Source organism: Curtobacterium sp. BNK-1, assembly GCF_048685235.1.
Lineage (GTDB): Bacteria > Pseudomonadota > Gammaproteobacteria > Enterobacterales > Enterobacteriaceae > Pantoea > Pantoea agglomerans.
In genome coordinates, this window is sequence record NZ_JBLQTJ010000001.1 from 3,306,446 (window position 1) to 3,332,846 (window position 26,401).

24 protein-coding genes and 3 tRNA genes are annotated in these 26,401 nt (G+C 55.0%); 8 read left to right on the forward strand and 19 right to left on the reverse strand.

What is annotated here, in order from left to right; translation table 11 throughout:
- Positions 1–11: 11 nt before the first annotated feature.
- From nsrR to nnr, 12 genes are all read right to left on the reverse strand, one after another.
- Positions 12–455, reverse strand: a complete 444-nt coding sequence (gene nsrR, locus ACMGGP_RS15590) for a nitric oxide-sensing transcriptional repressor NsrR (protein WP_010256130.1) — start codon at positions 453–455, stop codon at positions 12–14.
- Between the two features lie 218 nt (positions 456–673).
- Positions 674–1,972 carry an adenylosuccinate synthase gene (locus ACMGGP_RS15595; protein ID WP_010256129.1) on the reverse strand — a complete coding sequence of 433 codons (1,299 nt, stop codon included), beginning with the start codon at positions 1,970–1,972 and terminating at the stop codon, positions 674–676.
- 166 nt (positions 1,973–2,138) lie between these two features.
- Positions 2,139–2,339, reverse strand: a complete 201-nt coding sequence (locus tag ACMGGP_RS15600) for a DUF2065 domain-containing protein (protein WP_010256126.1) — start codon at positions 2,337–2,339, stop codon at positions 2,139–2,141.
- Positions 2,340–2,396: 57 nt separating this feature from the next.
- A complete protein-coding gene (gene hflC, locus ACMGGP_RS15605; RefSeq protein ID WP_010256123.1) occupies positions 2,397–3,401 on the reverse strand; it encodes a protease modulator HflC in 1,005 nt (334 codons plus the stop codon).
- 3 nt (positions 3,402–3,404) lie between these two features.
- Entirely contained in the window at positions 3,405–4,643 is a 1,239-nt protein-coding gene (hflK, locus tag ACMGGP_RS15610; RefSeq protein WP_010699807.1) for an FtsH protease activity modulator HflK, read from the reverse strand.
- Between the two features lie 227 nt (positions 4,644–4,870).
- Positions 4,871–6,151, reverse strand: a complete 1,281-nt coding sequence (hflX, locus tag ACMGGP_RS15615; RefSeq protein WP_010256119.1) for a ribosome rescue GTPase HflX — start codon at positions 6,149–6,151, stop codon at positions 4,871–4,873.
- Between the two features lie 72 nt (positions 6,152–6,223).
- Entirely contained in the window at positions 6,224–6,535 is a 312-nt protein-coding gene (hfq, locus tag ACMGGP_RS15620; RefSeq protein ID WP_010256116.1) for an RNA chaperone Hfq, read from the reverse strand.
- Positions 6,536–6,638: 103 nt separating this feature from the next.
- Positions 6,639–7,589, reverse strand: coding sequence for a tRNA (adenosine(37)-N6)-dimethylallyltransferase MiaA (gene miaA / locus ACMGGP_RS15625; RefSeq protein WP_122889556.1), 951 nt, complete (start codon positions 7,587–7,589; stop codon positions 6,639–6,641).
- Positions 7,582–9,447 carry a DNA mismatch repair endonuclease MutL gene (gene mutL / locus ACMGGP_RS15630; RefSeq protein WP_498798623.1) on the reverse strand — a complete coding sequence of 622 codons (1,866 nt, stop codon included), beginning with the start codon at positions 9,445–9,447 and terminating at the stop codon, positions 7,582–7,584. Before mutL ends, miaA begins: the two co-directional genes overlap by 8 nt.
- Positions 9,448–9,493: 46 nt before the next feature.
- Positions 9,494–11,164, reverse strand: coding sequence for an N-acetylmuramoyl-L-alanine amidase AmiB (gene amiB, locus ACMGGP_RS15635; RefSeq protein WP_022623938.1), 1,671 nt, complete (start codon positions 11,162–11,164; stop codon positions 9,494–9,496).
- A complete protein-coding gene (tsaE, locus tag ACMGGP_RS15640) occupies positions 11,161–11,637 on the reverse strand; it encodes a tRNA (adenosine(37)-N6)-threonylcarbamoyltransferase complex ATPase subunit type 1 TsaE (protein WP_010256103.1) in 477 nt (158 codons plus the stop codon). Before tsaE ends, amiB begins: the two co-directional genes overlap by 4 nt.
- The gene (gene nnr / locus ACMGGP_RS15645; protein ID WP_223566125.1) at positions 11,634–13,154 is read right to left on the reverse strand and encodes a bifunctional ADP-dependent NAD(P)H-hydrate dehydratase/NAD(P)H-hydrate epimerase; all 1,521 of its coding nucleotides are present in this window, start codon (positions 13,152–13,154) and stop codon (positions 11,634–11,636) included. Before nnr ends, tsaE begins: the two co-directional genes overlap by 4 nt.
- Between nnr and queG the strand changes: the two genes are divergently transcribed.
- Positions 13,153–14,292 carry a tRNA epoxyqueuosine(34) reductase QueG gene (queG, locus tag ACMGGP_RS15650; protein ID WP_010256097.1) on the forward strand — a complete coding sequence of 380 codons (1,140 nt, stop codon included), beginning with the start codon at positions 13,153–13,155 and terminating at the stop codon, positions 14,290–14,292. The two genes, nnr and queG, sit on opposite strands and share 2 nt — an antisense overlap.
- Before the next feature lie 350 nt (positions 14,293–14,642).
- Here the strand turns inward: queG and ACMGGP_RS15655 are convergent.
- From ACMGGP_RS15655 to orn, 4 genes are all read right to left on the reverse strand, one after another.
- Positions 14,643–14,718, reverse strand: a tRNA-Gly gene (locus ACMGGP_RS15655).
- A 24-nt stretch (positions 14,719–14,742) separates the two neighbouring features.
- Positions 14,743–14,818, reverse strand: a tRNA-Gly gene (locus tag ACMGGP_RS15660).
- Positions 14,819–14,846: 28 nt separating this feature from the next.
- Positions 14,847–14,922, reverse strand: a tRNA-Gly gene (locus ACMGGP_RS15665).
- 154 nt (positions 14,923–15,076) lie between these two features.
- A complete protein-coding gene (gene orn / locus ACMGGP_RS15670) occupies positions 15,077–15,625 on the reverse strand; it encodes an oligoribonuclease (protein WP_010256094.1) in 549 nt (182 codons plus the stop codon).
- Between the two features lie 101 nt (positions 15,626–15,726).
- Here orn and rsgA point away from each other — a divergent pair, with 101 nt between their 5' ends.
- The 3 genes from rsgA to mscM all read left to right on the forward strand — a co-directional run bounded on the left by rsgA (position 15,727) and on the right by mscM (position 21,191).
- A complete protein-coding gene (gene rsgA / locus ACMGGP_RS15675; RefSeq protein WP_010256092.1) occupies positions 15,727–16,776 on the forward strand; it encodes a small ribosomal subunit biogenesis GTPase RsgA in 1,050 nt (349 codons plus the stop codon).
- A 171-nt stretch (positions 16,777–16,947) separates the two neighbouring features.
- The gene (gene asd, locus ACMGGP_RS15680; protein ID WP_010256089.1) at positions 16,948–17,847 is read left to right on the forward strand and encodes an archaetidylserine decarboxylase; all 900 of its coding nucleotides are present in this window, start codon (positions 16,948–16,950) and stop codon (positions 17,845–17,847) included.
- 14 nt (positions 17,848–17,861) lie between these two features.
- The gene (gene mscM, locus ACMGGP_RS15685; RefSeq protein WP_132500101.1) at positions 17,862–21,191 is read left to right on the forward strand and encodes a miniconductance mechanosensitive channel MscM; all 3,330 of its coding nucleotides are present in this window, start codon (positions 17,862–17,864) and stop codon (positions 21,189–21,191) included.
- Between the two features lie 49 nt (positions 21,192–21,240).
- Here the strand turns inward: mscM and mdh are convergent, their stop codons facing one another.
- Positions 21,241–22,179, reverse strand: a complete 939-nt coding sequence (mdh, locus tag ACMGGP_RS15690; protein WP_010699812.1) for a malate dehydrogenase — start codon at positions 22,177–22,179, stop codon at positions 21,241–21,243.
- A gap of 428 nt (positions 22,180–22,607) precedes the next feature.
- Here mdh and argR point away from each other — a divergent pair, with 428 nt between their 5' ends.
- The 4 genes from argR (at position 22,608) to yhcN (ACMGGP_RS15710) (ending at position 24,536) form a co-directional block, all read left to right on the forward strand.
- Entirely contained in the window at positions 22,608–23,078 is a 471-nt protein-coding gene (argR, locus tag ACMGGP_RS15695; protein ID WP_010256080.1) for a transcriptional regulator ArgR, read from the forward strand.
- A gap of 482 nt (positions 23,079–23,560) precedes the next feature.
- Positions 23,561–23,824 carry a peroxide/acid stress response protein YhcN gene (gene yhcN / locus ACMGGP_RS15700; protein WP_022623941.1) on the forward strand — a complete coding sequence of 88 codons (264 nt, stop codon included), beginning with the start codon at positions 23,561–23,563 and terminating at the stop codon, positions 23,822–23,824.
- Between the two features lie 88 nt (positions 23,825–23,912).
- Positions 23,913–24,179, forward strand: a complete 267-nt coding sequence (locus ACMGGP_RS15705; RefSeq protein WP_064690029.1) for a YdgH/BhsA/McbA-like domain containing protein — start codon at positions 23,913–23,915, stop codon at positions 24,177–24,179.
- Between the two features lie 93 nt (positions 24,180–24,272).
- Entirely contained in the window at positions 24,273–24,536 is a 264-nt protein-coding gene (gene yhcN / locus ACMGGP_RS15710; protein ID WP_010256072.1) for a peroxide/acid stress response protein YhcN, read from the forward strand.
- A 65-nt stretch (positions 24,537–24,601) separates the two neighbouring features.
- Here the strand turns inward: yhcN (ACMGGP_RS15710) and ACMGGP_RS15715 are convergent, their stop codons facing one another.
- Together ACMGGP_RS15715 and ACMGGP_RS15720 are read right to left on the reverse strand one after the other, a co-directional pair.
- Positions 24,602–24,871 carry a barstar family protein gene (locus ACMGGP_RS15715; RefSeq protein ID WP_010256069.1) on the reverse strand — a complete coding sequence of 90 codons (270 nt, stop codon included), beginning with the start codon at positions 24,869–24,871 and terminating at the stop codon, positions 24,602–24,604.
- 55 nt (positions 24,872–24,926) lie between these two features.
- On the reverse strand, positions 24,927–26,378 hold the full coding sequence (locus ACMGGP_RS15720; protein ID WP_010699815.1) for an NAD-dependent succinate-semialdehyde dehydrogenase: 1,452 nt from the start codon (positions 26,376–26,378) through the stop codon (positions 24,927–24,929).
- Positions 26,379–26,401: the final 23 nt, after the last annotated feature.

The window sequence follows — 26,401 nt, forward strand, 5'->3', positions numbered from 1 at the left end:
TTCCTCCGATGTCATTTAATATTTATTTCCACCGGCGATCTGGACAAGATGATCTCATAAAGTGGTGTATTTCCTTCGACCAGATCTGCCAACGTATAGCTATCCAGCTCCTGCAAAAATCGCTGCACCGCATCATGTAACGCCTGCTTCAGACGACAGGCTGGCGTGATGGAACAGGACGCGCAATCCACTAATTGTAGTGGTTCCATCTTACGTACCACATCGCCAATGACAATCTGACGAGCTGGCATACCCAGACGAATGCCCCCGTTTTTACCACGCGTTGCGGCGACATAGCCCGCCCGGCTCAGCTGATTGATAATTTTGACCATATGATTACGGGACAAACCATAAGTGTTCGTCACTTCCGTAATATTGGTCTGCTGACCTTCCGGCAACGATGCCAGATAAATCAGTGCCCGTAAGCCATAATCAGTAAAACTCGTGAGCTGCACAGTAACCTCAGTGAACCTTCAGGCGCGGCATGACCTTATTCGCCCTGTGATTGATGCCAGGATTAAATCGGATCGCCATTCGATTAGCTACGATGATAAACCAGAGTCTGTCTGGCCGTGCGCTTTTTTAAGCCAGCAGAAGGTTTGACAAGCGAAGGGAGGTTAAGTGGCATCAAAGAATGGAAAAACAAGGGCCGGACAGCGTCCGGCCTGAATGATTACGCGTCGAACGGGTCGCGCAGAATCATTGTTTCACTACGATCAGGGCCGGTTGAGATGATATCAATCGGCACACCCGTTACCTCTTCCACACGCTTGATGTAGTCACGCGCGGCCTGAGGCAAACCTTCCAGCGTCTTGACGCCAAACGTTGTCTCGCTCCAGCCTGGCAGGGTTTCGTAGATCGGCTCAATGCCTTCCCAGTTCTCTGCCGCCAGTGGCGTGGTGGTCACTTCGCGGCCATCAGGCATACGATAAGCCACACAGATCTTCACCTCTTTCAGGCCATCCAGCACGTCCAGCTTGGTCATGCAGAAACCTGACAGGGAGTTGATCTGGACCGCGCGGCGAACCGCTACCGCATCCAGCCAGCCGGTACGACGACGACGACCGGTGGTCGCACCAAACTCATTACCCTGCGCACAGAGGAATTCGCCGGTTTCATCGAACAGCTCGGTCGGGAACGGGCCTGCGCCAACGCGGGTTGAGTAAGCTTTCACAATACCCAGCACGTAGTCGACATAGCGCGGGCCAATGCCTGAACCGGTCGCTACGCCACCTGCGGTGGTGTTGGATGAGGTCACGTACGGATAGGTACCGTGATCGATATCCAGCAGCGTACCCTGCGCACCTTCAAACATAATCAGATCGCCACGCTTACGCGCGACGTCCAGCAGTTCAGAGACGTCAACGACCATGCCAGTGATGATGTCAGCGACTTCCATCACATCACTCAGCACTTTATCGAAGTCGACTGCCGGCTCTTTGTAGTACTCCACCAGCTGGAAGTTGTAGAAATCGACCACTTCTTTCAGCTTGGCAGCAAAGGTTTCTTTGTTAAACAGGTCGCTGACGCGCAGGGCACGGCGAGCGACTTTATCTTCATAAGCCGGTCCGATGCCACGCCCCGTGGTACCAATCGCTTTGGCGCCACGAGCACGTTCACGCGCCATATCCATCGCAACATGATATTGCAGGATCAGCGGACAGGCTTCAGAAATCAGCAGACGTTCACGTACCGGAATCCCGCGCGCTTCCAGGCCTTTCATCTCTTTCATTAAGGCTTCAGGAGAGAGCACTACGCCGTTACCAATGATGCTGGTGACGTTATCGCGCAGAATGCCAGAAGGGATCAGGTGGAGGACGGTTTTTTCACCGTTGATGACAAGCGTGTGGCCCGCATTGTGGCCGCCTTGATAACGCACAACGTAATTCGCGCGCTCAGTCAGAAGGTCTACAATCTTACCTTTACCTTCGTCACCCCATTGGGTGCCCAGTACGACGACGTTCTTACCCATTTCTCAAAATCACCGATTGCTTAAAAAAGGATTCTACCATCTGATCCCGTGGTTTTCAGCACTTTTAGCATACGATTGCGCGCTTTTTTGCCTGAGTTTTGATCACTACAACATGTTGGGGATAATAGCGTTGAAAGGCACAATTTAGCCGGTCTGAACGTCAGCCTCAGAGGTTTCCGTGCAGGCTGAGCATGCAGTAAATCACCATGCCAGCAACGACCAGTCCTCCACCAAAGCGGTGCAGCAGACGATCGGGCAACCGCGTCATCGTCAGGATCATGCGTCGCCAGGCGCGCGGCATAAACATTGGTCCCAACCCTTCCAGCACTAACACCAGCGCCAGCGCCATCCAGATGCTTGTTTTCATTCTGATACCCAAAAAAAAGGGCCGACAACATTGTCGGCCCACAGGTTATATCAGTTCTTAGCGTGTCGCGTTAGAGGGCGCCTTCATATATCGGAAGAAGTCGCTATCCGGGCTTAACACCATCACATCCTGATCGCTATTGAAGCTGTTTTCATAGGCACGCAGGCTACGAATAAAGGCATAGAAGTCAGGATCTTTGCTGAACGAATCGGCAAACAACCGCGCCGTTTCCGCATCACCGTCACCGCGTGTAATCAGTGCTTCGCGCTGGGCTTCAGCCAGAGTGCGGGTGACCTGGTAATCGGCCTGGGCGCGCAGTTTTTCCGCCTCTTCCTGACCCTGTGAACGCTGGCTACGCGCTACCGCTTCACGCTCAGCACGCATACGGTTAAAGATCGCATCAGACACTTCGGTCGGCAGGTTGATCTGCTTGATACGCACATCTACCACCTGAATACCTAACGCCGCCATACTGTTCGGGTTCGGAGCCGGTTCGCTGCTGTTGGTTTCACGCTCGACACGGGCCGCTGCACTGGCAATCGCGTCATCAGCCGCAGGGGTTGCGATTTCATCATCGTTGCCTGCAGAGCCGGTATTCAGCGCGTCACGCACATCAGTAGTCAGACGACCACGAGAGTCCGTTACGATATCTTTCACATCCAGACGGCCCATTTCAGAACGCAAGCGGTCACTGAACTTACGTTTCAGCAGCACTTCCGCCTGAGAGACATCACCGCCACCGGTGGCCAGGTAGTAGCGACTGAAGTCGCTGATACGCCACTTGATGTAGGAGTCTACGATCAGATCTTTCTTCTCTTTGGTGACGAAGCGATCGGCCTGGTTATCCATGGTCTGGATACGCGCATCCAGCGTTTTAACCGTTTCCAGGAATGGAATCTTGAAATGCAGACCCGGCTCAAACACCTGCGGCTTGTTTTCGCCATCGCGCAGGACTTTACCGAAGCGCAGAACAATGCCTCGCTGCCCTTCCTGCACCACAAACAGGGACGCATAGAGCGCCACCAGCACGACAATGATTAAAAATACTATTGGCTTACGCATCGATTACTCTCTCCCTTCGCGCTGGCTGTCGCTGCGCTGAGCATTTGCCCGACGCTGATCCATGATATTGTCCGGACTGTATGACGACGTTTCATTGCGGCTGGCACTGCTATCGGAGCGCGCAGGCAGCGAAGAACCATTCGCGCCTTTCTGACCATTCTGGCCCGATGAAGTCTGACCGCCACGCATCAGTTGATCCAGCGGCAGCACCATCAGGTTATTACCCCGATCGTTAACCAGTACTTTGCGGGTATGGCTCAGCACACGCTCCATGGTCTCGATATAGAGACGCTCTTTGGTGATTTCGGGTGCAGCTTTATACTCAGGCAGAATCTTGGCGAAACGCGCCACCTCACCCTGCGCTTCCAGCACGGTACGCTCTTTGTAAGCGCGTGCCTCTTCCAGAATACGTTGCGCCTGGCCGTTAGCACGAGGCTGAACTTCGTTGGCGTAAGCTTCGGCTTCACGAACGTACTGCTCGCGGTTTTCGCGTGCGGCAATCGCGTCATCAAATGCAGACTTCACCTCTTCCGGCGGACGTGCAGCCTGGAAGTTGACGTCCAGCACCGCGATCCCCATGTTATAAGGGCGAATCGTCTCGTCGATTTCACGCTGGGTATCGCTACGCACCACGGTACGACCTTCGGTCAGGATGCGGTCCATGGTAGAGCGACCAATCACGCCGCGCAGTGCGCTGTCAGTAGCCTGACGCAGGCTGTCGTCCGCGCTGGTCACAGCATAAAGATAACGTTCCGGATCGGTCACGCGGTACTGCACGTTCATCTCCACGCGCACCACGTTCTCATCCGAAGTCAGCATGACGCCAGAAGCAGCCAGTTCGCGCACCGATTCAACGTTAACCGCACGCACCTGATCAACGAATGTCGGCTTCCAGTTCAGGCCGGGTTCGACCAGATGACTGAATTTACCGAAGCGCGTCACCACGCCACGTTCCGCTTCTTTGATGGTGTAGAAACCGCTTGCAGCCCAGATGACTACAGCAGCAACAGCCACGATACCAACAATTTTGCCACCGCTGCCGGAGCCGCGCTGACCGTTGTCGTTCTGTTTGCCACCGCCCAGTCCACCAAGCTTCTTGCTCAGCTTACGGAAGATATCATCCAGATCAGGAGGCCCGGATTCCCGTCCTCCCTTATTCCCCCCAGAGTTGCCGCCTTGATTATTGCTGCTTCCCCACGGGTCGCGGTCCTGTCCGTTATTTCCGGGCTGATTCCACGCCATGTTTCTACTCCATTTATTGTAATTACGATTTTTACCCTTCAGCTTTCGGATTGCAGCGGTGTTGGCTGCCTTCGCTCACCCCGGTCACTTACCTGCGTAAGCTCCCGGGGATTCACTCAGTTGCCGCCTTGCTGAAATCCAAAATACTCGGGTAACGCCAGCGTATTCGGGTCTGCAAAGAAAGTGCGACAATCTTCAATTTTTAAGGTAAATGCGTTTGGGCAATATCAAACAATGTAACTGGTCAGCGACGGTTCCTGCTTACATAAACGCATCCACTCAATAATGGGCATACGTATCTGCAATCCTACACTGCCGTCTTCTTCATTCCACTCTTTCTCAATCGCCTGCAGCTGATAGAAACGGCTGCGAAGTCGCCCCGCTTCCGGTGGCAGACGTAATGCGTGCTGGGCTATTTCACCCGCCAGACGCTCAGACAGCGCCTGCCATAGCAACGGAATGCCTGCGCCTGTCTGGGCGGAAAGCCAGACGCGGATTGGCAGGTTCTCTTCGTTACGATCGATACGCGGTTCGAATCCGTCGAGCATATCGATTTTATTCATCACCAGTAACGTCGGGATTTCGTCCGCTTCAATCTCTTCCAGTACGGCATCGACAGCAGCGATATTTTCCGTGACGCGAAGGTCAGCCCCATCAATCACGTGCATTAACAGCGTCGCCTGACGAGTCTCCTGCAGCGTGGCTTTAAAAGCGGCAACCAGATCGTGAGGAAGATGGCGAATAAAGCCTACCGTGTCCGCCAGTACCACGTCCCCGACATCAGCAACATTCAGACGGCGCAGTGTGGGGTCGAGCGTCGCAAACAGCTGGTCTGCGGCAAAGACGTTGGCGGAGGTCATGGCGTTAAAGAGGGTCGACTTGCCGGCGTTGGTGTAACCCACCAGCGAAACCGTTGGCACATCCGCTTTGGCGCGTGACTGACGTCCCTGCTCACGCTGTTTTTCAACTCGCTCAAGACGAGACAAAATCTGACTGATACGGCCGCGCAGCAGTCGGCGGTCCGTTTCTAACTGCGTTTCACCCGGGCCACGTAAACCAATCCCGCCTTTCTGGCGTTCAAGGTGGGTCCAGCCGCGCACCAGACGTGTCGCAAGATGGCGCAGCTGTGCCAGCTCAACCTGCAATTTACCTTCGTGGGTACGTGCGCGTTGGGCAAAGATATCCAGAATTAAACCGGTGCGATCAATGACCCGGCATTCGCACAGGCGCTCGAGGTTTCTTTCCTGAGCGGGCGTAAGGGCATGATCGAATAATACGACCGATGCTCCTGTTGTTTTTACCGCATCGGCAATTTCAACGGCCTTTCCTTCACCGACAAAATACTTGGGGTGTGGCGCTTTGCGGCTGCCAGTAACCACTTGCAGCGCCTCAACGCCAGCAGAAGAGACCAGGGTTTCAAACTCCTGCAAATCTTCTACTTCTTTGTCTTGGGAGAACCAGATGTGTACCAGTACGGCCTGCTCACCGGCTTCATAACGGTCAAACAAGCTATAACCTCGCTAAATAAAAGACCAGGACGGAAAACTTTTGTTCTCCGTTCCTGGCTGTACGGTGACGCGTTATTCTGCGTTATCACCGTCTTGTTGTGGCTGTGGCTGCGCAGTTGTGTTGCTGCCGCCATGATGGTAATTGTTGCTGCCGCCACCGGTATTATTGCTATGGTGAGAAACCGGGCGTGAAGGAACAACGGTAGAAATGGCATGCTTATACACCATCTGACTCACCGTGTTTTTCAACAAAATGACGAACTGATCAAATGACTCAATCTGACCCTGCAACTTAATACCGTTAACCAGATAAATCGAAACCGGAACACGTTCACGACGCAGTGCGTTCAAAAACGGGTCTTGTAATGATTGCCCCTTAGCCATTCTATCTTTTCCTTATATGCTTGTTGTTTGTTGCAAGTAGAACCTATGGTTCTGAAAAAACTGCGTAAAAATTTGCGCACGATAACCCATCAATTGTACACAATCACCCATGCTTCGCACTAAGAACCTGTAACACTGTATCACGCGCCAGCTGGGGCTCGTCACTGTCAAGCCAGTGAACATTTTCCCAACCGCGTAACCAGGTCATCTGTCGCTTAGCAAGCTGCCGGGTTGCGCAAATTCCCCGATAAACCATCTCGCTGTAATCGATTTCGCCCGATAAATAAGACCACATCTGACGATAGCCAACACAACGAATGGAAGGCATGTCCGTATGCAAATCACCTCGTGCAAAAAGGGCCCGAGACTCCGCTTCAAATCCTGACGCCAACATCTGCTCAAAACGCAACGCGATGCGCTGGTGCAGCAATTCACGGCTCGCGGGGGCGATGGCAAACTGTTGCACGTCGTAGGGTAACGCTTCACCGGATGTTTTTGTCAGTTCCGTTAAAGTTTTACCCGAAATAAAAAAAACTTCCAGTGCTCGCGAAAGTCTCTGCGGATCATTCGGATGAATACGACTGCCGGCAACCGGGTCGATTTCACACAGCTGGCGGTGTAAAGCTTCCCAGCCTTTTTCACGCGCCGTTTGCTCTATCCGCTGACGAACGTCGGGATCGGCCGAGGGCAACGGCGACAATCCTTCAAGTAACGCCTTGAAGTAGAGCATGGTTCCACCAACAAGCAACGGTATTCGTCCGGCTTCAACGATATCCGCCATTTCTGCTAAAGCATCCCGCCGGAACTCCGCTGCCGAATAGGCTTCAGCGGGATCGCGAATGTCGAGCAGACGATGGGGTGCCACTGCTAACTCCTCAGCCGACGGTTTCGCCGTACCAATATCCATCTGACGATAGATTAAGGCAGAGTCTACGCTGATTAGTTCCACTGGTAACCGCTTACGCAATTCAATTGCTAAAGCAGTCTTGCCAGAAGCCGTGGGTCCCATCAAAAAAATAGCCTTTGGCCGGCCAGCCTGGTTTAATTCACTCATGCTTCAACGCGTTGATCGCGCTCTCAATCTCTATGGGCTGTAATAAGCCTGAAGGCGGCGATTTCAGCAGCTGTGGGCAAAGCCGTTCAAGCTCTGCCAGCAGGTTGATCGCCTGTGAGTGATTCCAGTCGGAGGACTCTGTATCCTGACGCCGCGCCAGCCACTGGGCCAGTTGCGTCGCAGAGATCTCCTGCTGCCGGGCGAGATAGCCTAACAGCTCAGGAATCAAGATTTGTAAATTTTGTGTTCGTAACGGTAAAGGCACCGCGCGTAAGGTCACGTGGTCGCCTTCGGGCTGAAGATCAATACCCATCTGATTGAGCAGGCTGCTCTTTTCTTTTGCGGCCTGCCGTTCATCCAGGGCGATTTTGAGCCGCACCGGAATCAGCAGGGGTTGCGGTTTAAGCCCATCTTCACCCGGTTCAAGCTGCGCCTGTTTCAGCCAGCGCGCCGCGACCGGCAGCGCCATCAGCATTAACTTCTGATCCTGCTCCAGCAGCGCATAGTGGTTTTGTAACACGGTCAGTACCCGGCCAAAACTCTGGGCATGCGCGGCCAGCGGCGAGGGTTTTTCGGCCGGACGCGGTGCCGGTTCACGGTTTTTTGGCGGCGGCGTGGCGCTGACAGGCGTTTTCAGCAACTGCTGATAAACCGCGCCTTCACGCTGACGATACACGTTCTCTTTGTTTTGCCAGGCCGGCGCCGCTGCGGGCGGTGTTTGCCGCGTGGAGGCTGAAGATTGATTCTCGCTGGCGGGGGCTGAAGGCTGCGCAAAATGATTCCCTCCCGCCGCCTGACGGTTTTCCGGCTGCCAGCGCGGTGCGGCTTCTTCTGCCTGCAGCGCAGGCAAAATGGGTGACGCTATCGCCTGTAATGCGCTGACCACGCCCTGATAAATAAAATCATGCACCAGGCGTGACTGATGAAAACGCACTTCATGCTTGGCCGGGTGAACGTTGACATCCACCTGATGCGGATCGATCTCCAGATAGAGCACATAAGCGGGCTGCTGGTCATCCTGGAGCTGGGTCTGGAAAGCCTGGCGGATAGCGTGATTAATCAGCTTGTCGCGCATCATCCGGCCATTGACGTAGCAATATTGTAACTCGGTGACCTGGCGCGAACCGGCGGGATCGGCGACCCAGCCGCGCAGCGAGAGATCATCATGCTGCCAGTCAATTCGCAGCGCATGCTGAATAAACGTGGTGCCGCAGATAGCTGCCAGTCGCCGTTCGCGCTGGCTCTCCTCGCTGACCGCCCGATACTGACGCATCATTTTGCCGTTGTGGCTCAGTGAAAGCGCGACATCAAAACGCGCCAGTGCAATACGACGGATCACTTCGTCGATATGACCGAACTCGGTTTTCTCTGTGCGCATAAATTTGCGGCGCGCCGGGGTGTTATAAAACAGATCCAGCACTTCGAGCGTGGTCCCACACGGATGCGCAGCCGGTTTAACCGTTACCGTCATATCACGCCCTTCAGCATAGGCCTGCCAGGCTTCGGTTTGATCGGCGGTACGTGAGGTTAAGGTCAGGCGGGAGACAGAACTGATACTGGCGAGCGCTTCACCGCGAAAACCCAGGCTCATGATCGCTTCCAGGTCATCCAGTGAGGCGATTTTACTGGTGGCGTGTCGGGCCAGCGCCATCGACAGCTCGCTTTTCACGATGCCGCAGCCGTTGTCACGAATGCGGATAAGCTTTGCGCCCCCCTTTTCAATATCAACGTCAATGCGCGTTGCACCAGCATCCAGGCTGTTCTCCACCAGCTCTTTTACAACCGATGCAGGACGTTCAACCACTTCACCCGCCGCAATCTGGTTTGCCAGTTGGGGCGGTAAAATTTGTATCGGCATGGTTTTCCTTTTAGCTGGTCGCCCGGCGCAGCGGCCGGGCAAACAATCAGGATGCAGGGATTTTCAGGTTCTGCCCCAACATGACGTTGGTCGATTTCAGATTATTGGTCTGCATTATCGCTTTCGGGCTGACGCCATAATGTGCGGCAATGCCGGTCAGTGAATCCCCCACAACCACTTTATGACGCACAATGCCGCGTGGCGTGGCGCGCGTGGTGCGGCTGGCGGCCGCACTGGCCGGCACTTTCAACCGCTGTCCGACCCATACCACATCCCGCTTCAGGGTGTTCATTTCACGCAGTGTCGACATGCTGACGCCATACTTCGCGGCAATCCCGGAGAGTGTCTCACCGCGCGTAACCGTATGGCGCTGAGTTACGCCGGTATATTGCGTCACCCCGGTCGCCGGGTTGCTGGCGACGTTAACCGCTGGCGACGAGCCCAGCGGCCGGTTTTCCTCCTTTGGGATGGATTGCAGCGGGTGCGCCAGGAAATAAGTGCGCAGACCTTTATAGATCGACTGCGCAATCTTATCCTGGTGTGCGCTACTGCCAAGCAGTCGCTCCTCCGAGGAATTACTGATAAAGCCGGTTTCCACCAGCAAAGAAGGAATATCGGGTGAACGCAGCACGCCAAGACTGGCATGCTCAGGCAGACGTTTATGCAGCGATGTCACGCTGCGCATCTGCTGCAACACTTTCTGGGCGATGTCATAACCGACCCGCTGCGAGTGACCGAATTGCAGGTCAAGTACTGCCTGGCTGAGGTAGGGGTCGGCCTGACTGTTAGCCAGCAGGTCACCTGCGCCGCCCAGCAGCTCAGACTGTTTCTCTTTCTGCTCCAGCCAGTTAGCCATCTCGTTATTGGCCCGGCGGTTTGATAATACCCAGACCGATGCACCGGTCGCCGCATGGCTCGGCGCAGCGTCAGCATGAATTGAAACCAGCACGTTGGCGTTGGCTTTACGCGCCACGTCGGAGCGGCCCATAACCGAGATAAAATAGTCGCCATCACGCGTCAGGACGCCTTTAAACATCGGATCGTTATTCAGCAACACCCGCAGTTTACGTGCAATTGCGATTGTGACGTTCTTCTCTTTCAGTCCGCGCTGCCCGATAGCGCCGGGATCCTGACCGCCATGTCCGGCATCAATCGCCACAATCACGGTATCGTTCTGGCTGACGGCCCGGCCAGGACTCACGGTGCTGGCTGTGCTGGTCACGGACGTCACCGGATTCGAATTAAAGGGGTTCGCCGCTGCGGCACTCTGGGTGGGCACGCGCGTCGGGGCCGTTACCGGCGCAGGCACACTGCGCGTAACAGCAGGCGGCTTACCGGTAATGGTGAAGACCACGCTGTAGCTGTTGCCATTGCGCTGGGTGACCGCCCGGGTTTTACCCGCCTGCGTCAGCTCAAACACCAGCCGCACGCTCTGTTTATCTTTCGGGGTGCTGGTGCGAATTCGCTTTACGATGTTTTCGCCGCTGAAATTTAACGGCAGCCCCTGAACCACGCCGCTCTGGCGCACATCAAGCACCACACGGTCAGGATTGCGCAGCGGGAAGAAGCCATAGACAGGTTGTCCGGCAAAGTTCAGGGTGATGGTTGCCTGGCTGTCGCCATTGGCGACTTTGATATCCGACAGGGTGGCAGCAAACAGGGGTGTACAGACCAGCAGCAACAGTGTCACCAGCGCTATTTTCATCCGTGACATCATGCCTGATCCCTGCCCTGACCAAATTGTTCAAGCCATTGCTGGCCCGACGAGGATTGTGCCGTCAGTTCCGCTTCACGCGCCTCACCCACGTAACGCAGCGTTAGCGTGAGATCGGGCGGCGGCAGAAAACCGGCGCCCTGCTGCGGCCATTCAACCAGGCAGATAGCATCGCCGCTGAAATAGTCGCGGATGCCCATGAATTCAAGCTCTTCAGGATCGGCAAGACGATAGAGGTCGAAGTGATAAAGTGTGCGGTCGTCCAGCGTGTAAGGCTCAACCAGCGTGTAAGTAGGGCTTTTGACGTTGCCCTGATGGCCCAGCGCCTGCAGAAAGCCGCGGCTGAAGGTGGTTTTACCCGCCCCCAGATCGCCATAGAGATAAATCACTGCCGCGCTGCCACAGGCGCGCGCCAGCTGAGCGCCCAAACTGAGCGTAGCCGCCTCATCGGGCAAAGAGATAACACAGGTCTTCATGCTTCTTTATTCATCTCAGGATTAACAAACTGCCACAGCAGATCCAGTAAATCAGTTGCCAGCATACCGCGCGTACCACGTTCCGCAGCGACCGCATCGGCCGCGGCACCGTGTGCAACGCAGCCGGCGCAGGCCGCATCAAACAGCGTCAGTTTCTGGCCCACCAGCGAGGCGATGATTCCACTCAGGAGATCGCCCATACCGCCGGAGGCCATACCGGCATTGCCCACGTCAGCAAAGGCCATTTCACCCTGCTCGCTGGCAATCAGCGTACCGGCACCTTTCAGTACCACTACGCCGCCATAACGCTGCGCCAATGTCTGCGCTGCATGTAAGCGGTCACTCTCAATTTCACTGGTCTCGGTATTCAGCAAACGCGCCGCTTCACCAGGATGCGGCGTAATAATGCGATTCTGACGTTTCTCCGCACTGATTGCCAGCAGGTTAAGTGCATCCGCGTCCCAAAGCATCGGCTTTTCACTGCTCGCGACCCGCTTCAGCGCCCGCTTTCCCCAGTCGCGCTGACCCAGACCGGGCCCTATCGCAATGACATCGGCCCACTCCAGCGCCTCCGTCAGGCGCTCATCGGTCAGTTCATCGACCATAATTTCGGGCCGGGCGGTCAGGATCGGAATAATATTATCTTTGTGAGTAAGTACTCGCACTAACCCACTACCGCTGCGCAACGCCGCTTCGGCCGTCATCCGTACCGCGCCAGCGGTACCGGCATCGCCCCCCACTACCAGCAGCCGGCCGTGACTGCCCTTGTGCGAAGTTGGTTTGCGCGGCTTGAGCCAGCGGGTTAATGCGCTGGCATCATAACGCGCGATGGGAGCTACTTCGCCCGCCAGAAAAGCGGCCAGGCCGAGATCGGCATAGTAAAGCTCTCCAATGTAATCTCGCGCTTTGCCAGTGATCTGGCCCGGTTTAAGAGCGACCACACTCAGCGTATGGCTGGCATTGATTACCTCACCGGGCGCGGTGCCATTGCGGGCTGATAAGCCGGAAGGCATATCAATGGCAAGTTTCGGCGCCGCATGGGCGTTCGCCTGCTGGATCAGCGTGGCATAGGGTTCTTCGGGCGCACGATGACTGCCGGTTCCCAGCAGCGCATCCACAATCACATCGATCTGCTCTGGCCAGACCGCATCGGCCGCATGAATTTCACCGCCCGCATCCAGCCACGCGTCACGTGCACGCTGCGCCTCTTCAGGCAACGCTTTTTTACTTTCGCACGCCAGCAGCGTAACGGTTTTGCCCGCCGCCTGTCCCAGTCGCGCCAGCACATAACCATCGCCACCGTTATTGCCGTGACCACACAGAATCAGCCAGTGGCTGGCCTCTGGCCAGTGCGCAGTCAGATGCTCGTAAGCGGCCTGTCCGGCACGCAGCATCAGCTCATACAGCGTAATGCCGAGCGCATCGGCCCCCTGTTGCTCAAGCTGGGCCACAGCCTGCGCAGGCCAGACAGAATATGGTAAACTGCGGCTGTTTTTCTTCGAATCCTGGTTACTCATGTCATACCCTCTCGATCTTCATCAATTCGCACAACAGATTAAACAGTGGGGATTGGATCTCGGCTTTCAGCAGGTCGGCATCACCGATACCGATCTCAGTGCGGAAGAGCCGCGCCTGCAGGCGTGGCTGGATAAGCAGTATCATGGCGAGATGGAGTGGATGGCGCGACACGGCATGATGCGGGCGCGTCCTCATGAACTGCTGCCCGGCACGCTGCGCGTTATCAGCGTTCGCATGAACTACCTTCCGGCCAAAGCCGCCTTTGCCAGCACGTTGAAAAATCCCCAACTGGGCTATGTCAGCCGTTATGCATTAGGTCGTGATTACCACAAAGTATTGCGCAATCGACTGAAAAAGCTCGGAGAAATGATCCAGCAGCATTGTGGCGAGCTTAATTTTCGCCCGTTTGTGGATTCGGCCCCGCTGCTTGAGCGGCCGCTGGCCGCCAAAGCGGGACTCGGCTGGACCGGCAAACATTCGCTGATACTGAATCGGGAAGCAGGTTCATGGTTTTTCCTCGGGGAACTGCTGATCGATATTCCGCTGCCGATAGATACACCTCAGCAGGAGCAGTGTGGCCGCTGTGTCGCCTGCATGACTATCTGCCCCACCAGCGCGATCGTTGAGCCCTACGTCGTGGATGCCAGGCGCTGTATTTCCTATCTCACCATTGAGCTGGAAGGCGCGATCCCGGAAGAATTTCGCCCGCTGATGGGCAACCGGATATATGGCTGTGATGACTGCCAGCTGATCTGTCCGTGGAATCGCTATGGACAACTCAGTGACGAAAGCGACTTTTCACCGCGAGCGGCGCTACACGCCCCTGAGCTGATCGATCTGTTTCAATGGGATGAAGCGAAGTTTTTACGCATCACTGAAGGCTCAGCGATTCGCCGCATTGGTCATTTACGCTGGCTGCGTAATATTGCAGTGGCGCTGGGTAACGCGCCCTGGTCGCCCGAAATCGTTCAGGTACTGGAACAACGACTCGGTGAAAGTGACCTGCTGGATGAACATATTCTGTGGGCAATCACGCAGCAGCAGCAGAAACGCGAGCAACTCGTGGTTGAAGTGCAACCTGCCCAGCAGAAGCGCCTGGTTCGTGCAGTAGAGAAGGGTTTACCGCGTGATGCGTGATTGAACAGCTTGATCGCGAATTATCGTTTTCCACATGCTGTGAATAAAAATAAAAAGCTGTTGTCATTCAACTGCAACAACGCTGATTTTGCTGTTTAATAACAAATTGAAATATTTTCATAATGATAAATATCAACAACTTATATAAAAGTTGTGTTTATTTAATAATGAGGCTATCGCTTCGGTTAACCTGCAAGGTTGTGGATAACTCTGTTCAAAAGCCATTTACAGATCGCCGTAACAGGCGCAGATGATGGGGTGCAGTGATGTGGATAACCTTCATGAAACAATCAAAATCACGCGACGTAAAACAGTCGGATAACGGACTGAAATGAGGGTGATGTTAAATCTGGAGCGGGAAACGAGACTCGAACTCGCGACCCCGACCTTGGCAAGGTCGTGCTCTACCAACTGAGCTATTCCCGCATAGAAGGGCACTACTAAAAAAACTGGAGCGGGAAACGAGACTCGAACTCGCGACCCCGACCTTGGCAAGGTCGTGCTCTACCAACTGAGCTATTCCCGCAAAGAGGGTACTGCTTACATTTTAAAACTGGAGCGGGAAACGAGACTCGAACTCGCGACCCCGACCTTGGCAAGGTCGTGCTCTACCAACTGAGCTATTCCCGCGCCTTGTACCGTTAATAAATTCTTCACCGGTACGGGGTGCGCATTATACGAGAAATCGTTGCTGCTGCAAGCGTCTGAAAGCAAAAATTTTCGCTTTCCGCGCGTTTGCTGATTAAATCAGCAACCTGGTGATTTCATGCGCACCCGTCGCCGATTAAAGCTGCAAAAAGTGTTCGCGGTAGTACGCCAGCTCCGCCACGGACTCACGGATATCATCCAGAGCCTGGTGCGTCCCCCCTTTTTTGAAGCCAGGAAGGATATCGGGTTTCCAGCGACGAGCCAGCTCTTTCAGGGTACTGACATCCAGATAACGATAGTGGAAGTACGCTTCCAGCTCAGGCATGTACTTAAACAGGAAACGACGATCCTGCCCGATGCTGTTGCCGCAGATAGGCGAGGTGTTCGCCGGAACCCACTGTTTCAGGAACTCAATGGTCGCCAGCTCTGCTGCGCGATCGTCAATCTGACTCTCCTTCACCCGCGCAACCAGACCGCTGTTGGTGTGGGTGCGGACATTCCACTCATCCATCAGCGCCAGCTGCGCATCAGACTGATGAACGGCCATGACCGGCCCTTCCGCCAGAATGTTCAGGTTGGCGTCAGTCACCAGGGTCGCAATTTCAATAATGCGATCGTGCGTCGGATCAAGTCCGGTCATCTCAAGATCAATCCAGATCAGATTCTGTTCATTTCCAGTAGCCATGCTGTTTCCTGCGGTTGCTGTAGTCGTCATTTACGATGAATAAGGTGTATCATAGACGTTTTGCCCAGCCGGGCGAAATCTGGCTAACGCTGTGAGGGTGAGTGAGTAAAAATAAACTGTCGAAGGGCCAACAACGCCGCGTAAGCGCTAACCACGATCGCCGTCTCAACCAACGCAGAGAGCGTCCGGAAGCGGATGACAACCTGTTTGGTGAAGCTGCAGATGGGGTCGTTGTCAGCCGTTTTGGCATGCACGCTGATGTTGAGGATAGCGCAGGCGTCGCCCACCGCTGCAATATCCGCCGAACCATTCGTTCGCTGGTTACCGGCGACCGGGTGCTGTGGCGTCCGGCAACCAGCGGCAACAAAGGTATTGTTGAAGCGGTGCATGAGCGCACCAGCGTATTAACCCGCCCCGATTTTTACGACGGCGTGAAGCCGATGGCGGCGAATATCGACCAGATCATCGTCGTCTCCGCAATCCTGCCTGAACTGTCGTTAAACATCATCGACCGCTATCTGGTTGCCAGCGAAACGCTGGACATTGAACCGTTGCTGGTACTGAACAAAACCGATCTGCTGGATGACAAGGCGCGCGCCTTTGTCGATAAGCAGATGGATATCTATCGCAATATTGGCTATCGCGTGGTGATGGTCTCCAGCCGGGCGAAAAACGGCATGGACGACCTGAAAGCGGCGCTGACCGACCGCATCAGTATCTTTGCCGGTCAGTCTGGCGTCGGCAAATCGAGTCTGCTGAATGCCCTGCTCGGCTTCGACAAAGAAGAGCAGGTCGCTATTCTGACTAACGAGGTTTCGGATGGCTCAGGCTTAGGCCAGCACACCACCACCGCATCGCGCCTTTATCACTTCCCGGACGGCGGCGATGTGATCGATTCACCTGGCGTGCGTGAGTTCGGTTTATGGCATCTTGAGCCGGAACAAATTACCCGCGGATTTGTCGAATTCCGCGCATTCCTTGGCGATTGCAAATTCCGCGATTGTAAACACGGCAGCGATCCCGGCTGTGCCATTCGCGAAGCGGTCGAACAGGGCAAAATCAACAGGTCCCGTTTTGATAACTACCACCGTATCCTGGAGAGCATGGCGCAGGTAAAAACGCGTAAAAATTTCCCTGATGGTGAAAGTTAATCGGTATAACCGCGTCTGAACGGATAAGCCGGAGCATTTTGCGAGGTGCATTCCAGTCGCGCGTCCAGACCGTGCAGCGTGCCGGAATTCGGGTATAGTCGCCATCTGAACGGGGCGCTGCTACAATCCGCCCCCTTTTTTACAACGTCATAAAATAGCCAGGAGGCTAAGGTGTTTGATCGTTTAAAACTCGGCTTGAATCATATTCTCCCGAAGAAATGGCTGACTGAACTTGCCGGTTGGGGCGCCAGTCGCCGCGGTGGTTGGTTGACCAAACTGGTCATTGACATCTTTGTCTGGTTTTACAAAGTCGACATGGCGGAAGCGCGTAAGCCCGATACCGCCAGCTATCGCACCTTTAATGACTTTTTCGTTCGTCCGCTGAAAGACGATGCGCGTCCGGTGGATGCCGATGCCAATCTCATCGCCCTGCCCGCGGATGGCGCTATCAGCCAGCTCGGCCACATTGATGGCGATCAGATTTTCCAGGCTAAGGGTCATCACTACACCATCGACGCCCTGCTGGCGGGTGATGAGCGGATGGCAGCCCAATTTGTTGATGGCGAGTTCGTCACCACCTATCTGGCGCCCCGCGATTATCACCGCGTCCATATGCCGTGCAACGGCATCCTGCGTGAGATGATTTATGTGCCTGGCGACCTCTACTCCGTCAACCCGCTGACCGCGCGTAATATTCCCAACCTGTTCGCCCGTAACGAGCGCGTCATCTGCTACTTCGAAACCGATATCGGGCCGATGGTGCAGATCCTGGTGGGTGCCACCATTGTCGGCAGCATCGAAACCGTCTGGGCTGGCACCATCACGCCACCGCGTGAAGGCGTGATCAAGCGCTGGCACTATCCGGCAGCGGATGATGAAAGCGCCGTGGTGCTGTTGAAAGGCCAGGAAATGGGCCGCTTCAAGCTTGGCTCTACCGTCATCAATCTGTTCGCACCTGGCCGCGTCAAACTGGCTGAAAGCCTGGAAGCAGAAAGCAAAACCCGTCTGGGTCAACCGCTGGCGATTGCGCTGCCGGTCGCGACAGACATTTCCGACGTCATCGTCGATTAAATTGAGTGTCCTCTGTGCGTTCGATTCTCCTCCTGCTGCTGAGCCTGTGGCTCAGCAGCCCGGCCTTCGCGGCCAGCCTTCCTGACGCCAGCCAGCTCAAACAGCAGCTGGAAGAGATAAAATCGGCCAAAAGTTCACCCTCGCAGGCTGAACAGATCCAGACGATTGAAGCCGCCTTAAACTTTCTCTCTGAACGCGATGAATCGCTGGAGCGCGCGGCGCAATATCAGCAGGTTATTGATGATTTTCCGCGTCTGGCGCGCGAACTGCGTCAGCAGATCGCCGCGCTGAGTGACAGCGGGAAAACCGTGCGCAACAACATGAGCAGCGCCGAGCTGGATCAGGAGATCCTGCAGGTCAGCAGCCAGCTGCTGGAAGAGGGGCGTCAGGCACGGCAGGAGCAGGATCGGGCGCGGGAAATCAGTGATTCGCTGTCGCAACTGCCGCAGCAGCAGACTGAAGCACGCCGGGCGATGACGGAGAGTGAACGCCGTTTGCAGAGCGTCAGCAGCAGTTCGCCACAGGGGCAGCTGCAGCTGGCGGCTCGCCAGGCGGAAAGCGCCGCGAATAAAGCGCTGGTCGATGAACTTGAGCTGGCACAGCTCTCTGCCAACAACCGTCAGGAACTGGCGCGGATGCGGGCTGAAGCCCACCAGCGCAAAGCAACTCAGCTCGATAACTATCTTCAGGCGCTGCGCAACCAGCTCAACGATCAGCGGCAACGTGAAGCCGAAGTCGCGCTGGCCCGCACCGAGCAACTGGCAGAAAACAGTGGCGATCTTCCGCCAGAGATCAGCGATCAGTTTCGGGTTAACCGCGAACTCTCGGTTGCCCTGAATCAGCAGGCGCAGCGCATGGATCTGGTGGCGTCGCAGCAGCGACTGGCCACCAACCAGATTATTCAGGTCCGTCAGGCGCTCTCTACCCTGCGTGAACAGTCGCAGTGGCTGGGTGCCTCTAATCTGCTGGGCGAAGCGCTACGGGCGCAGGTCGCGCGTCTGCCGGAGATGCCCAAGTCGCAGCAGATTGATAATGAGATGGCACAGCTTCGCGTGCAGCGTCTCAATTATGAAGATCTGCTGGAGCGCCAGGAGGCGCTGCGCAAGGGACGGCAGACCGATGGTCAGCCCTTCACCGCAGACCAGAAGCGTATTCTTGATGCGCAGCTACGCACTCAGAGGGAACTGCTCAATTCGCTGATCTCCGGCTGTGACACGCTGATTCTGGAGATCACCAAGCTCAAGGTTGGCAACACGCAGTTGCAGGATGCGCTGACGGAAGTCAAAGAGGCGACGCACCGCTATCTGTTCTGGACCGCCGACGTTAACCCGATTGGTTTGAGTTATCCGCTGGATCTGGCCAAAGATCTTTCCCGTCTGCTGTCGCTGGATACGCTGGGTCAGCTCGGCAAAGCGATGGCGATGATGTTTACCAGCCGCAACTCGGTGCTGCCGATTATTGGTGCGTTGCTGCTGGTCGGCTTCAGCATCAGTTCGCGCCGCCACTTCAATGCTTTCCTTGACCGTTCCGCCAGCAAAGTCGGCAAGGTCACGCAGGATCGTTTCCGTCTGACTATCCGTACCCTGTTCTGGTCGATCCTGGTGGCGCTGCCGCTGCCGGTATTATGGGGTGCACTGGGTTATGGCCTGCAGAACGCCTGGCCCTACCCTATCGCCGTAGCGATTGGTGATGGCATTACCGCCACGCTGCCGCTGCTGTGGGCGTTTATGATCAGCGCTGCCTTTGCCCGTCCTAACGGCCTGTTCATTGTGCATTTCCGCTGGCCGCAAAACCGGGTGGCGCGTGCCATGCGCTACTACTCGCTGAGCATCGGATTAATTGTGCCGCTGATTATGTTGCTGATCGCCTTTGGTAATCTGGAAGATCGGCAGTTCTCCTCGTCGCTGGGTCGTCTCTGTTTCATCCTGATCTGCGGGGCAATCAGCATTGTCACCGTCAGCCTGAAGCGTTCCGGGATTCCGCTCTATCTCGATAAAGAGGGAAATGGCGAGAACATGGTGAACCGGATGCTGTGGAACCTGATGATCGCCATGCCGCTGATGGCTGCCCTCGCCTCCGCTGTGGGTTATCTGGCTACCGCGCAGGCGCTGCTGGCGCGACTGGAAACCTCTGTCGCCATCTGGTTCCTGCTGCTGGTTATCTATCACATTATCCGGCGCTGGATGCTGATTCAGCGTCGCCGTCTTGGCTTTGATCGCGCCCGTCAGCGTCGTGCCGATATGCTGGCTAACCGTGCGCGCAGTGAAGAGGAGAAGGAGCAAGGCTCTCTGAACACTGATGCGATTGAAATTGAAGAGCCGGTAATTGACCTGGATGCGATCAGTGCGCAGTCGCTGCGGCTGGTACGCTCTATCCTGATGCTTATCGCCCTGGTCTCCGTGATTGTGCTGTGGTCAGAAATCCATTCGGCCTTTGGCTTCCTGGAGAATATTCAGCTGTGGGACGTCAGTACCTCAGTGCAGGGCGTAGAGTCGATTCAGCCCATCACCCTGGGGTCGGTGCTGATCGCCATTCTGGTGTTTATTATCACCACCCAGCTGGTGCGCAATATGCCCGCGCTGCTTGAGCTGGCGCTGTTGCAGCATCTTAATCTGACGCCAGGTACGGGTTACGCCATCACCACACTGACCAAATATCTGCTGCTGTTGATTGGCGGGCTGATTGGTTTCTCAATGATTGGTATTGAGTGGTCAAAGCTGCAGTGGCTGGTTGCCGCGCTGGGTGTGGGACTGGGGTTTGGTTTGCAGGAGATTTTTGCCAACTTTATCTCAGGTCTGATTATCCTGTTCGAAAAGCCGATTCGTATCGGCGATACCGTGACGATCCGCGATCTGACCGGCAGTATCACGCGAATTAATACCCGCGCGACCACTATTACCGACTGGGACCGCAAAGAGATCATCGTGCCGAACAAGGCCTTTATCACCGAGCAGTTTATTAACTGGTCGCTGTCCGATTCCGTGACGCGCGTGGTGCTCACCATTCCGGCTCCGGCGAAAGTCAGCAGTGAACAGGTGACCACCATTCTGATCCAGGCGGCTGAGCGCTGCAGCTATGTCCTGGACACGCCGCAACCGGAAGCCTTCCTGGTCGATCTGCAGCAGGGCATTCAGTTATTTGAACTTCGTGTGCATGCTGCTGAGATGGGACACCGTATGCCGCTTCGTCACGAACTGCATCAGTTGATTCTCAGCGGATTTGATCAGCACGGTATTGAGATGCCGTTCCCGCCGTTCCAGATGCGTATGGAAACCCTGGGTAAGAAGCTGCCTGCCAGCAACGGTACACCCGCTGCCCGCGCCTATAAGTCTGGCGGACTGTAATGCAAAACGCCCGGCAAAGCCGGGCGTTATTGCAAGTCTGAGCCGTCAGTTACTGCTTAACGAACTCTTCGCCCTGGGCGATATCTTTCTTCAGCGTATCCAGCATGCCTGACAGCGCCTGCTGTTCGTAAGCGCTGAGGGTACCAATCGGCCTGCGTTCAGCCACACCGTTTTTACCCAGCAGCAGCGGCTGGGAGAAGAAGCGCGCATGTTCACCCTCGCCTTCTACGTAAGCACACTCCACCACATTAGCTTCACCCTTCAGCGCGCGTACCAGTGACAAACCGAAACGTGCAGCTGCCTGACCCATCGACAGCGTGGCCGAGCCGCCACCCGCTTTGGCTTCCACCACTTCGGTGCCGGCGTTCTGGATGCGTTTGGTCAGATCAGCCACTTCCTGATCGCTGAAGCTGACGCCTTTAACCTGCGACAGCAGCGGCAGAATGGTTACGCCAGAGTGGCCACCAATGACCGGGACTTCCACCTGGTCAGGCTGCTTGCCTTTCAATGCAGCCACAAAAGTATTGGCGCGAATGATATCCAGCGTGGTCACGCCGAACAGCCGATTTTTGTCGTAAACACCGTGCTTTTTCAGCACTTCTGCCGCAATGGCCACGGTGGTATTGACCGGATTGGTGATGACACCAATCAACGCTTTAGGTGCCGTTGTGGCAACCTGTTCGATCAGATTACGGACGATACCTGCGTTAACGTTAAACAGGTCGGCGCGATCCATACCGGGCTTACGTGCGACACCCGCGGAAATCAGTACCACATCGGCACCCTGTAAGGCAGGCGTGGCGTCTTCTCCACTGAATCCCTGAATAGCCACTGCGGTAGGAATATGGCTGAGATCAACGGCAACACCCGGCGTAACCGGCGCGATGTCATACAGCGAGAGTTCTGAACCTGCGGGAAGCTGGGTTTTGAGCAGAAGTGCGAGCGCCTGGCCTATGCCGCCAGCGGCACCGAGAACGGCAACTTTCATTCTTAACTCCTTATTAAGGTGGGGCAGAGATGGGCCGAAATTCTATCTGTGTCAGACCTTAATCAACTGCTCAGGCGATGATAAATATCCGTTGTTAATTCTACGTGTTTTCACACTTAATCTCCGGATTCAAAAGTTACTTATCATTGCACCTGAATGACCGACAACTTTGCCGTCGTCAGACAGAGAACGGCTACGTGCGTTTTCTGTTACTACACCACCAATAATATAACAACTTTGCAACCTTCGCCTTCCGGGGCTGTGACGCGTGTTTTGGTCTGAGCGGATTTATTTGCTATTATCGCCGCCCGCCAGCCGCCCGGACGCTGCTCATCAATCGAACGATTGCATAAAAATGCATATAAATGCATAATCACCACTCTGCCGCGGGCGGATGCGCGGTTATTCTCTCTATTTATTGGTAACCTATGCGAAACCCATCGAAACAAGACGATCTGGTTAAGGCTTTCAAAGCCTTATTAAAAGAAGAAAAATTCAGTTCCCAGGGCGAAATTGTTCAGGCGCTTCAGGACGAGGGCTTTGAAAATATCAATCAGTCCAAAGTCTCGCGGATGCTGACCAAGTTTGGCGCAGTGCGCACCCGGAATGCCAGGATGGAGATGGTCTATTGCCTGCCCGCTGAGCTGGGTGTGCCGACCACCACCAGCCCGTTAAAAAACCTGGTACTGGATATCGACTACAACGATGCCCTGGTAGTGATTCATACCAGTCCCGGCGCAGCACAGCTGATTGCACGTATGCTGGATTCACTGGGTAAGTCGCACGGGATTCTGGGTACCATCGCGGGTGATGACACAATCTTTATTACCCGCGCGCGTGACTTCACCGTTAAGCAGCTGCACGGTGCCATCCTCACCCTGTTTGAACAGGAACTCTGATCGCGGACTGACGACCGGCCATCATGCGTCAGTTCGTCAGTTCGTCAGTTCGTTCTCTCTGCTCACCCCTTTCCACGACAGTTACCCGCTCTGGATAAGTAATAAGCCTGCTTTTACACGCCCGGCTGTTGGTCAGATCGATAACTCTGCTTCACTTTATGCGCTATTTTACACTGCTTTACATCACTGAACCGGCACCATTGCCCGGATCCAGATCAAACTCCAGCCCGATACACCCCCGACTTTCGCACTAAAAGTTAAAGTGATCTATCTCACTGTTTTTGCAATTAAAAGTGGCTTAAAGGTTACTTTTCATCCTTTTTTTATAACGTTAAGTTATTAAAAGTAGCCATAAGGATAAAGAATCACAAAAAAACATTATTAGCGGGGTATTAATTTCTGACGTTATTAGTTCTATACTTCTTTTCGTGATGCAAATCACACTAAATAAAAAGATAAAAATAGACGACGAGGAAAAATCTATGAACGTAAAAACTACCATTGCCACCCTGAGCATTCTCTCCGCCCTCTCATTTGGTGCTGTGGCAGCAGAATCTATTGATGCGTCACAGGCACAGAATCTGCAGGCTGTCGGCACCATCAGTGTCAGCGGCGTGGCGGGTTCGCCGATGGATATCAAACAGAAACTCAGCGACAAAGCCGATCAGCAGGGCGCAAAAGCCTATCGCGTGATTGAGGCATACAACAACGGCAACTATCACGCTACCGCCGCACTGTATAACTAAGGCGTAACCGATAATGCCATCTGCTCTCTGTCTGACGCGCCCTTTTGCGCTCCGGAGAGCTGAAGCAGAAATTTCAGGAGAGTTGACCATGAAAATGAAATTAGCTATCGCTGCACTGAGTCTGGCATCCATGTTCTCAGTAGGTGCCAACGCCGCCAGCCTGGTGTCCAATGAACAGGCACAGGGCCTGCAGCCAATGAATCAGACCATCAGCATTGGTGGACGAAATGGCGACCAGACGCATATCCGTCAGGTGCTGTCAGAGAAAGCGGATGCCCAGGGCGCAAGCCACTATCGCATCATCGAAAACAACCAGGATAACACCTGGCATGTCACCGCTGAGCTTTATAAATAATTAACCGTGATGACGCCTGAAGGGCGTCAGAAGATATCGACGACCCGCCTTTACGAGTAACCGCAGGTTGTTGAATGTATTGAGGAGATAATCATGAATATCAAAACAACCATCGCTACAGTCAGTCTGCTTTCCGTTATGGCGTTCGGCGCATCAGCCGCACAGCTGGTCACCGGCGATCAGACGCAGAACCTGCAGCCTGCGGGCACCGTAACCATCAGTGGAACCGCGGGATCGCCAATGGATTACCGCGCTGAGCTTTCTCAGAAAGCGGATGAACAGGGTGCCAGCGCCTATAAAGTTATTGAGGCGCGCACCGGCGATAACTATCACATCACCGCACAGCTTTATAAGTAATTCCTCGTCAGATGTATGACGAACCCTTTGGCCCCGCTCGCCGGGGCCTTTTTTCATCTGACGTTTTATCTGACATTAAAGTGAAGCTGACCTTCCAGCTCCTCTTCCGCTTCATCAAATAACAGAATCAGCGCGCCATAACGCCGTCGCTGTCCCCTGCCCAGATTAACAAATTCAATCTCCAGCGGCAGCGGTAACAGATCGCCCGTCACCACATCCCATAATCCATCCAGATCGCAGATGCGGCGCTCCTCCAGCGCAAATCGCTCGCTGAACTGGCGGAAGAAATGGGCCTGATCGACAATTTCATTAAAATCAAAACGCTCGATTTTCATGCTGACGGCTCCCATGCTCCGTCTGCGGGCGACCTGCGCCGCCCGTTACTGTCCGCTAGCTCAAACCGCCCAGGTGCAGCGCTTTGACCTCCAGATACTCTTCCATGCCGAGTACCGAACCTTCGCGGCCCAGCCCCGACTCTTTCACACCACCAAACGGCGCCAGCTCGGTTGATACGGCACATTCATTAATGCCGATCATGCCGCTTTCCAGCGCGGCTGAAACACGGAATACCCGCTGCAGATTCTGGGTGTAAAAGTATGCGGCAAGGCCGAACGGCGTATCGTTAGCACGACGGATGACGTCATCTTCATCATCAAAGCGGAAACAGGCAGCCACCGGACCAAAGGTCTCCTCCTGCGCGAGCTGCATCCCTTCGTGCGCCTCAGTAATCACAGTGGGCTGCCAGAAGTTGCCACCCAGCGCATGTCGCTCGCCACCCGCCAGTAATTTGCCACCTTTTGCTACCGCATCATTGACGTGCTGCTCAACCTTTTCCACCGCCGATGCCTCAATTAATGGCCCGACAATCACGCCCTCTTCCATGCCGTTGCCCACCTTCAGCTTGTTCACTTCGGTAGCCAGCTGCTGAGTAAAACGATCATAGATAGCATTGTGAATGTAGAAGCGGTTTACGCTGACGCACACCTGGCCCGCATTACGGAATTTGTTGGCAATAGCGCCCTGCACGGCGGCATCAATATCGGCATCGTCAAACACGATATAGGGGGCATTACCCCCCAGCTCCATCGACACTTTTTTCATGGTTTCGGCAGCATTGCGCATCAGCAGCTTGCCCACCTGGGTGGAGCCGGTGAACGAGATTTTACGCACCGCTTTGCTGGCCATGATGGCATCGCTGATAGCATGGGTATCACCGGCTACCGCATTCAGTACACCATCAGGCACGCCTGCCTCCTTCGCCAGCGCCAGCAGGGCAAAGGCGGAGAGTGGCGTGTTATTGGCAGGTTTGATAATGCCGGTGCAGCCGGCAGCCAGAGCTGGCCCCAGTTTGCGGGTCAGCATCGCCATCGGGAAATTCCACGGCGTAATGGCGGCCACAACGCCAATCGGTTCGCGGGTTGCCAGAATACGGGAGCCGGGTTTAGCTGGCGGAATAATCTCACCATTGGTCCGTTTCGCCTGCTCGGCGAACCACTGAATAAAACTGGCGGCGTATTCTACTTCCCCTTCCGCCTCTTTCAGGGGCTTGCCCTGTTCGGTCGTCATCAGCTGTCCCAGCCAGCGCTTGTTCTCAATGATCAGCTGGTACCAGCGAGTGAGAATTTCAGCGCGCGCTTTTGCAGTCTGCGCCCGCCAGGCGGGAAATGCGCGCTCCGCTGCGGCGATAGCCTGTTCCGTTTCAGCTTTACCCGCTTTCGCCACCTGTGCAATCACCTCACCGGTCGCCGGATTGGTCACGTCAAAGGTAGAAGCCGCCTGATGCCACTGGCCGTCCGCTAAATAGCCGGTCCGGAACAGTTCGCTCTCTTGCAGTGATTTCATTGATTCGCTCCTGTCAGTTTTGC

Coding starts and splice junctions, on each gene's coding strand:
- ACMGGP_RS15595 (WP_010256129.1), bottom strand. CDS start 1,972: ATGGGTAAGAACGTCGTCGTACTGGGCACCCAATGGGGTGACGAAGGT.
- ACMGGP_RS15600 (WP_010256126.1), bottom strand. CDS start 2,339: ATGAAAACAAGCATCTGGATGGCGCTGGCGCTGGTGTTAGTGCTGGAA.
- hflC (WP_010256123.1), bottom strand. CDS start 3,401: ATGCGTAAGCCAATAGTATTTTTAATCATTGTCGTGCTGGTGGCGCTC.
- hflK (WP_010699807.1), bottom strand. CDS start 4,643: ATGGCGTGGAATCAGCCCGGAAATAACGGACAGGACCGCGACCCGTGG.
- hfq (WP_010256116.1), bottom strand. CDS start 6,535: ATGGCTAAGGGGCAATCATTACAAGACCCGTTTTTGAACGCACTGCGT.
- miaA (WP_122889556.1), bottom strand. CDS start 7,589: ATGAGTGAATTAAACCAGGCTGGCCGGCCAAAGGCTATTTTTTTGATG.
- mutL (WP_498798623.1), bottom strand. CDS start 9,447: ATGCCGATACAAATTTTACCGCCCCAACTGGCAAACCAGATTGCGGCG.
- amiB (WP_022623938.1), bottom strand. CDS start 11,164: ATGATGTCACGGATGAAAATAGCGCTGGTGACACTGTTGCTGCTGGTC.
- tsaE (WP_010256103.1), bottom strand. CDS start 11,637: ATGAAGACCTGTGTTATCTCTTTGCCCGATGAGGCGGCTACGCTCAGT.
- queG (WP_010256097.1), top strand. CDS start 13,153: ATGTCATACCCTCTCGATCTTCATCAATTCGCACAACAGATTAAACAG.
- nnr (WP_223566125.1), bottom strand. CDS start 13,154: ATGAGTAACCAGGATTCGAAGAAAAACAGCCGCAGTTTACCATATTCT.
- orn (WP_010256094.1), bottom strand. CDS start 15,625: ATGGCTACTGGAAATGAACAGAATCTGATCTGGATTGATCTTGAGATG.
- mdh (WP_010699812.1), bottom strand. CDS start 22,179: ATGAAAGTTGCCGTTCTCGGTGCCGCTGGCGGCATAGGCCAGGCGCTC.
- argR (WP_010256080.1), top strand. CDS start 22,608: ATGCGAAACCCATCGAAACAAGACGATCTGGTTAAGGCTTTCAAAGCC.
- yhcN (WP_022623941.1), top strand. CDS start 23,561: ATGAACGTAAAAACTACCATTGCCACCCTGAGCATTCTCTCCGCCCTC.
- ACMGGP_RS15705 (WP_064690029.1), top strand. CDS start 23,913: ATGAAAATGAAATTAGCTATCGCTGCACTGAGTCTGGCATCCATGTTC.
- yhcN (WP_010256072.1), top strand. CDS start 24,273: ATGAATATCAAAACAACCATCGCTACAGTCAGTCTGCTTTCCGTTATG.
- ACMGGP_RS15715 (WP_010256069.1), bottom strand. CDS start 24,871: ATGAAAATCGAGCGTTTTGATTTTAATGAAATTGTCGATCAGGCCCAT.
- ACMGGP_RS15720 (WP_010699815.1), bottom strand. CDS start 26,378: ATGAAATCACTGCAAGAGAGCGAACTGTTCCGGACCGGCTATTTAGCG.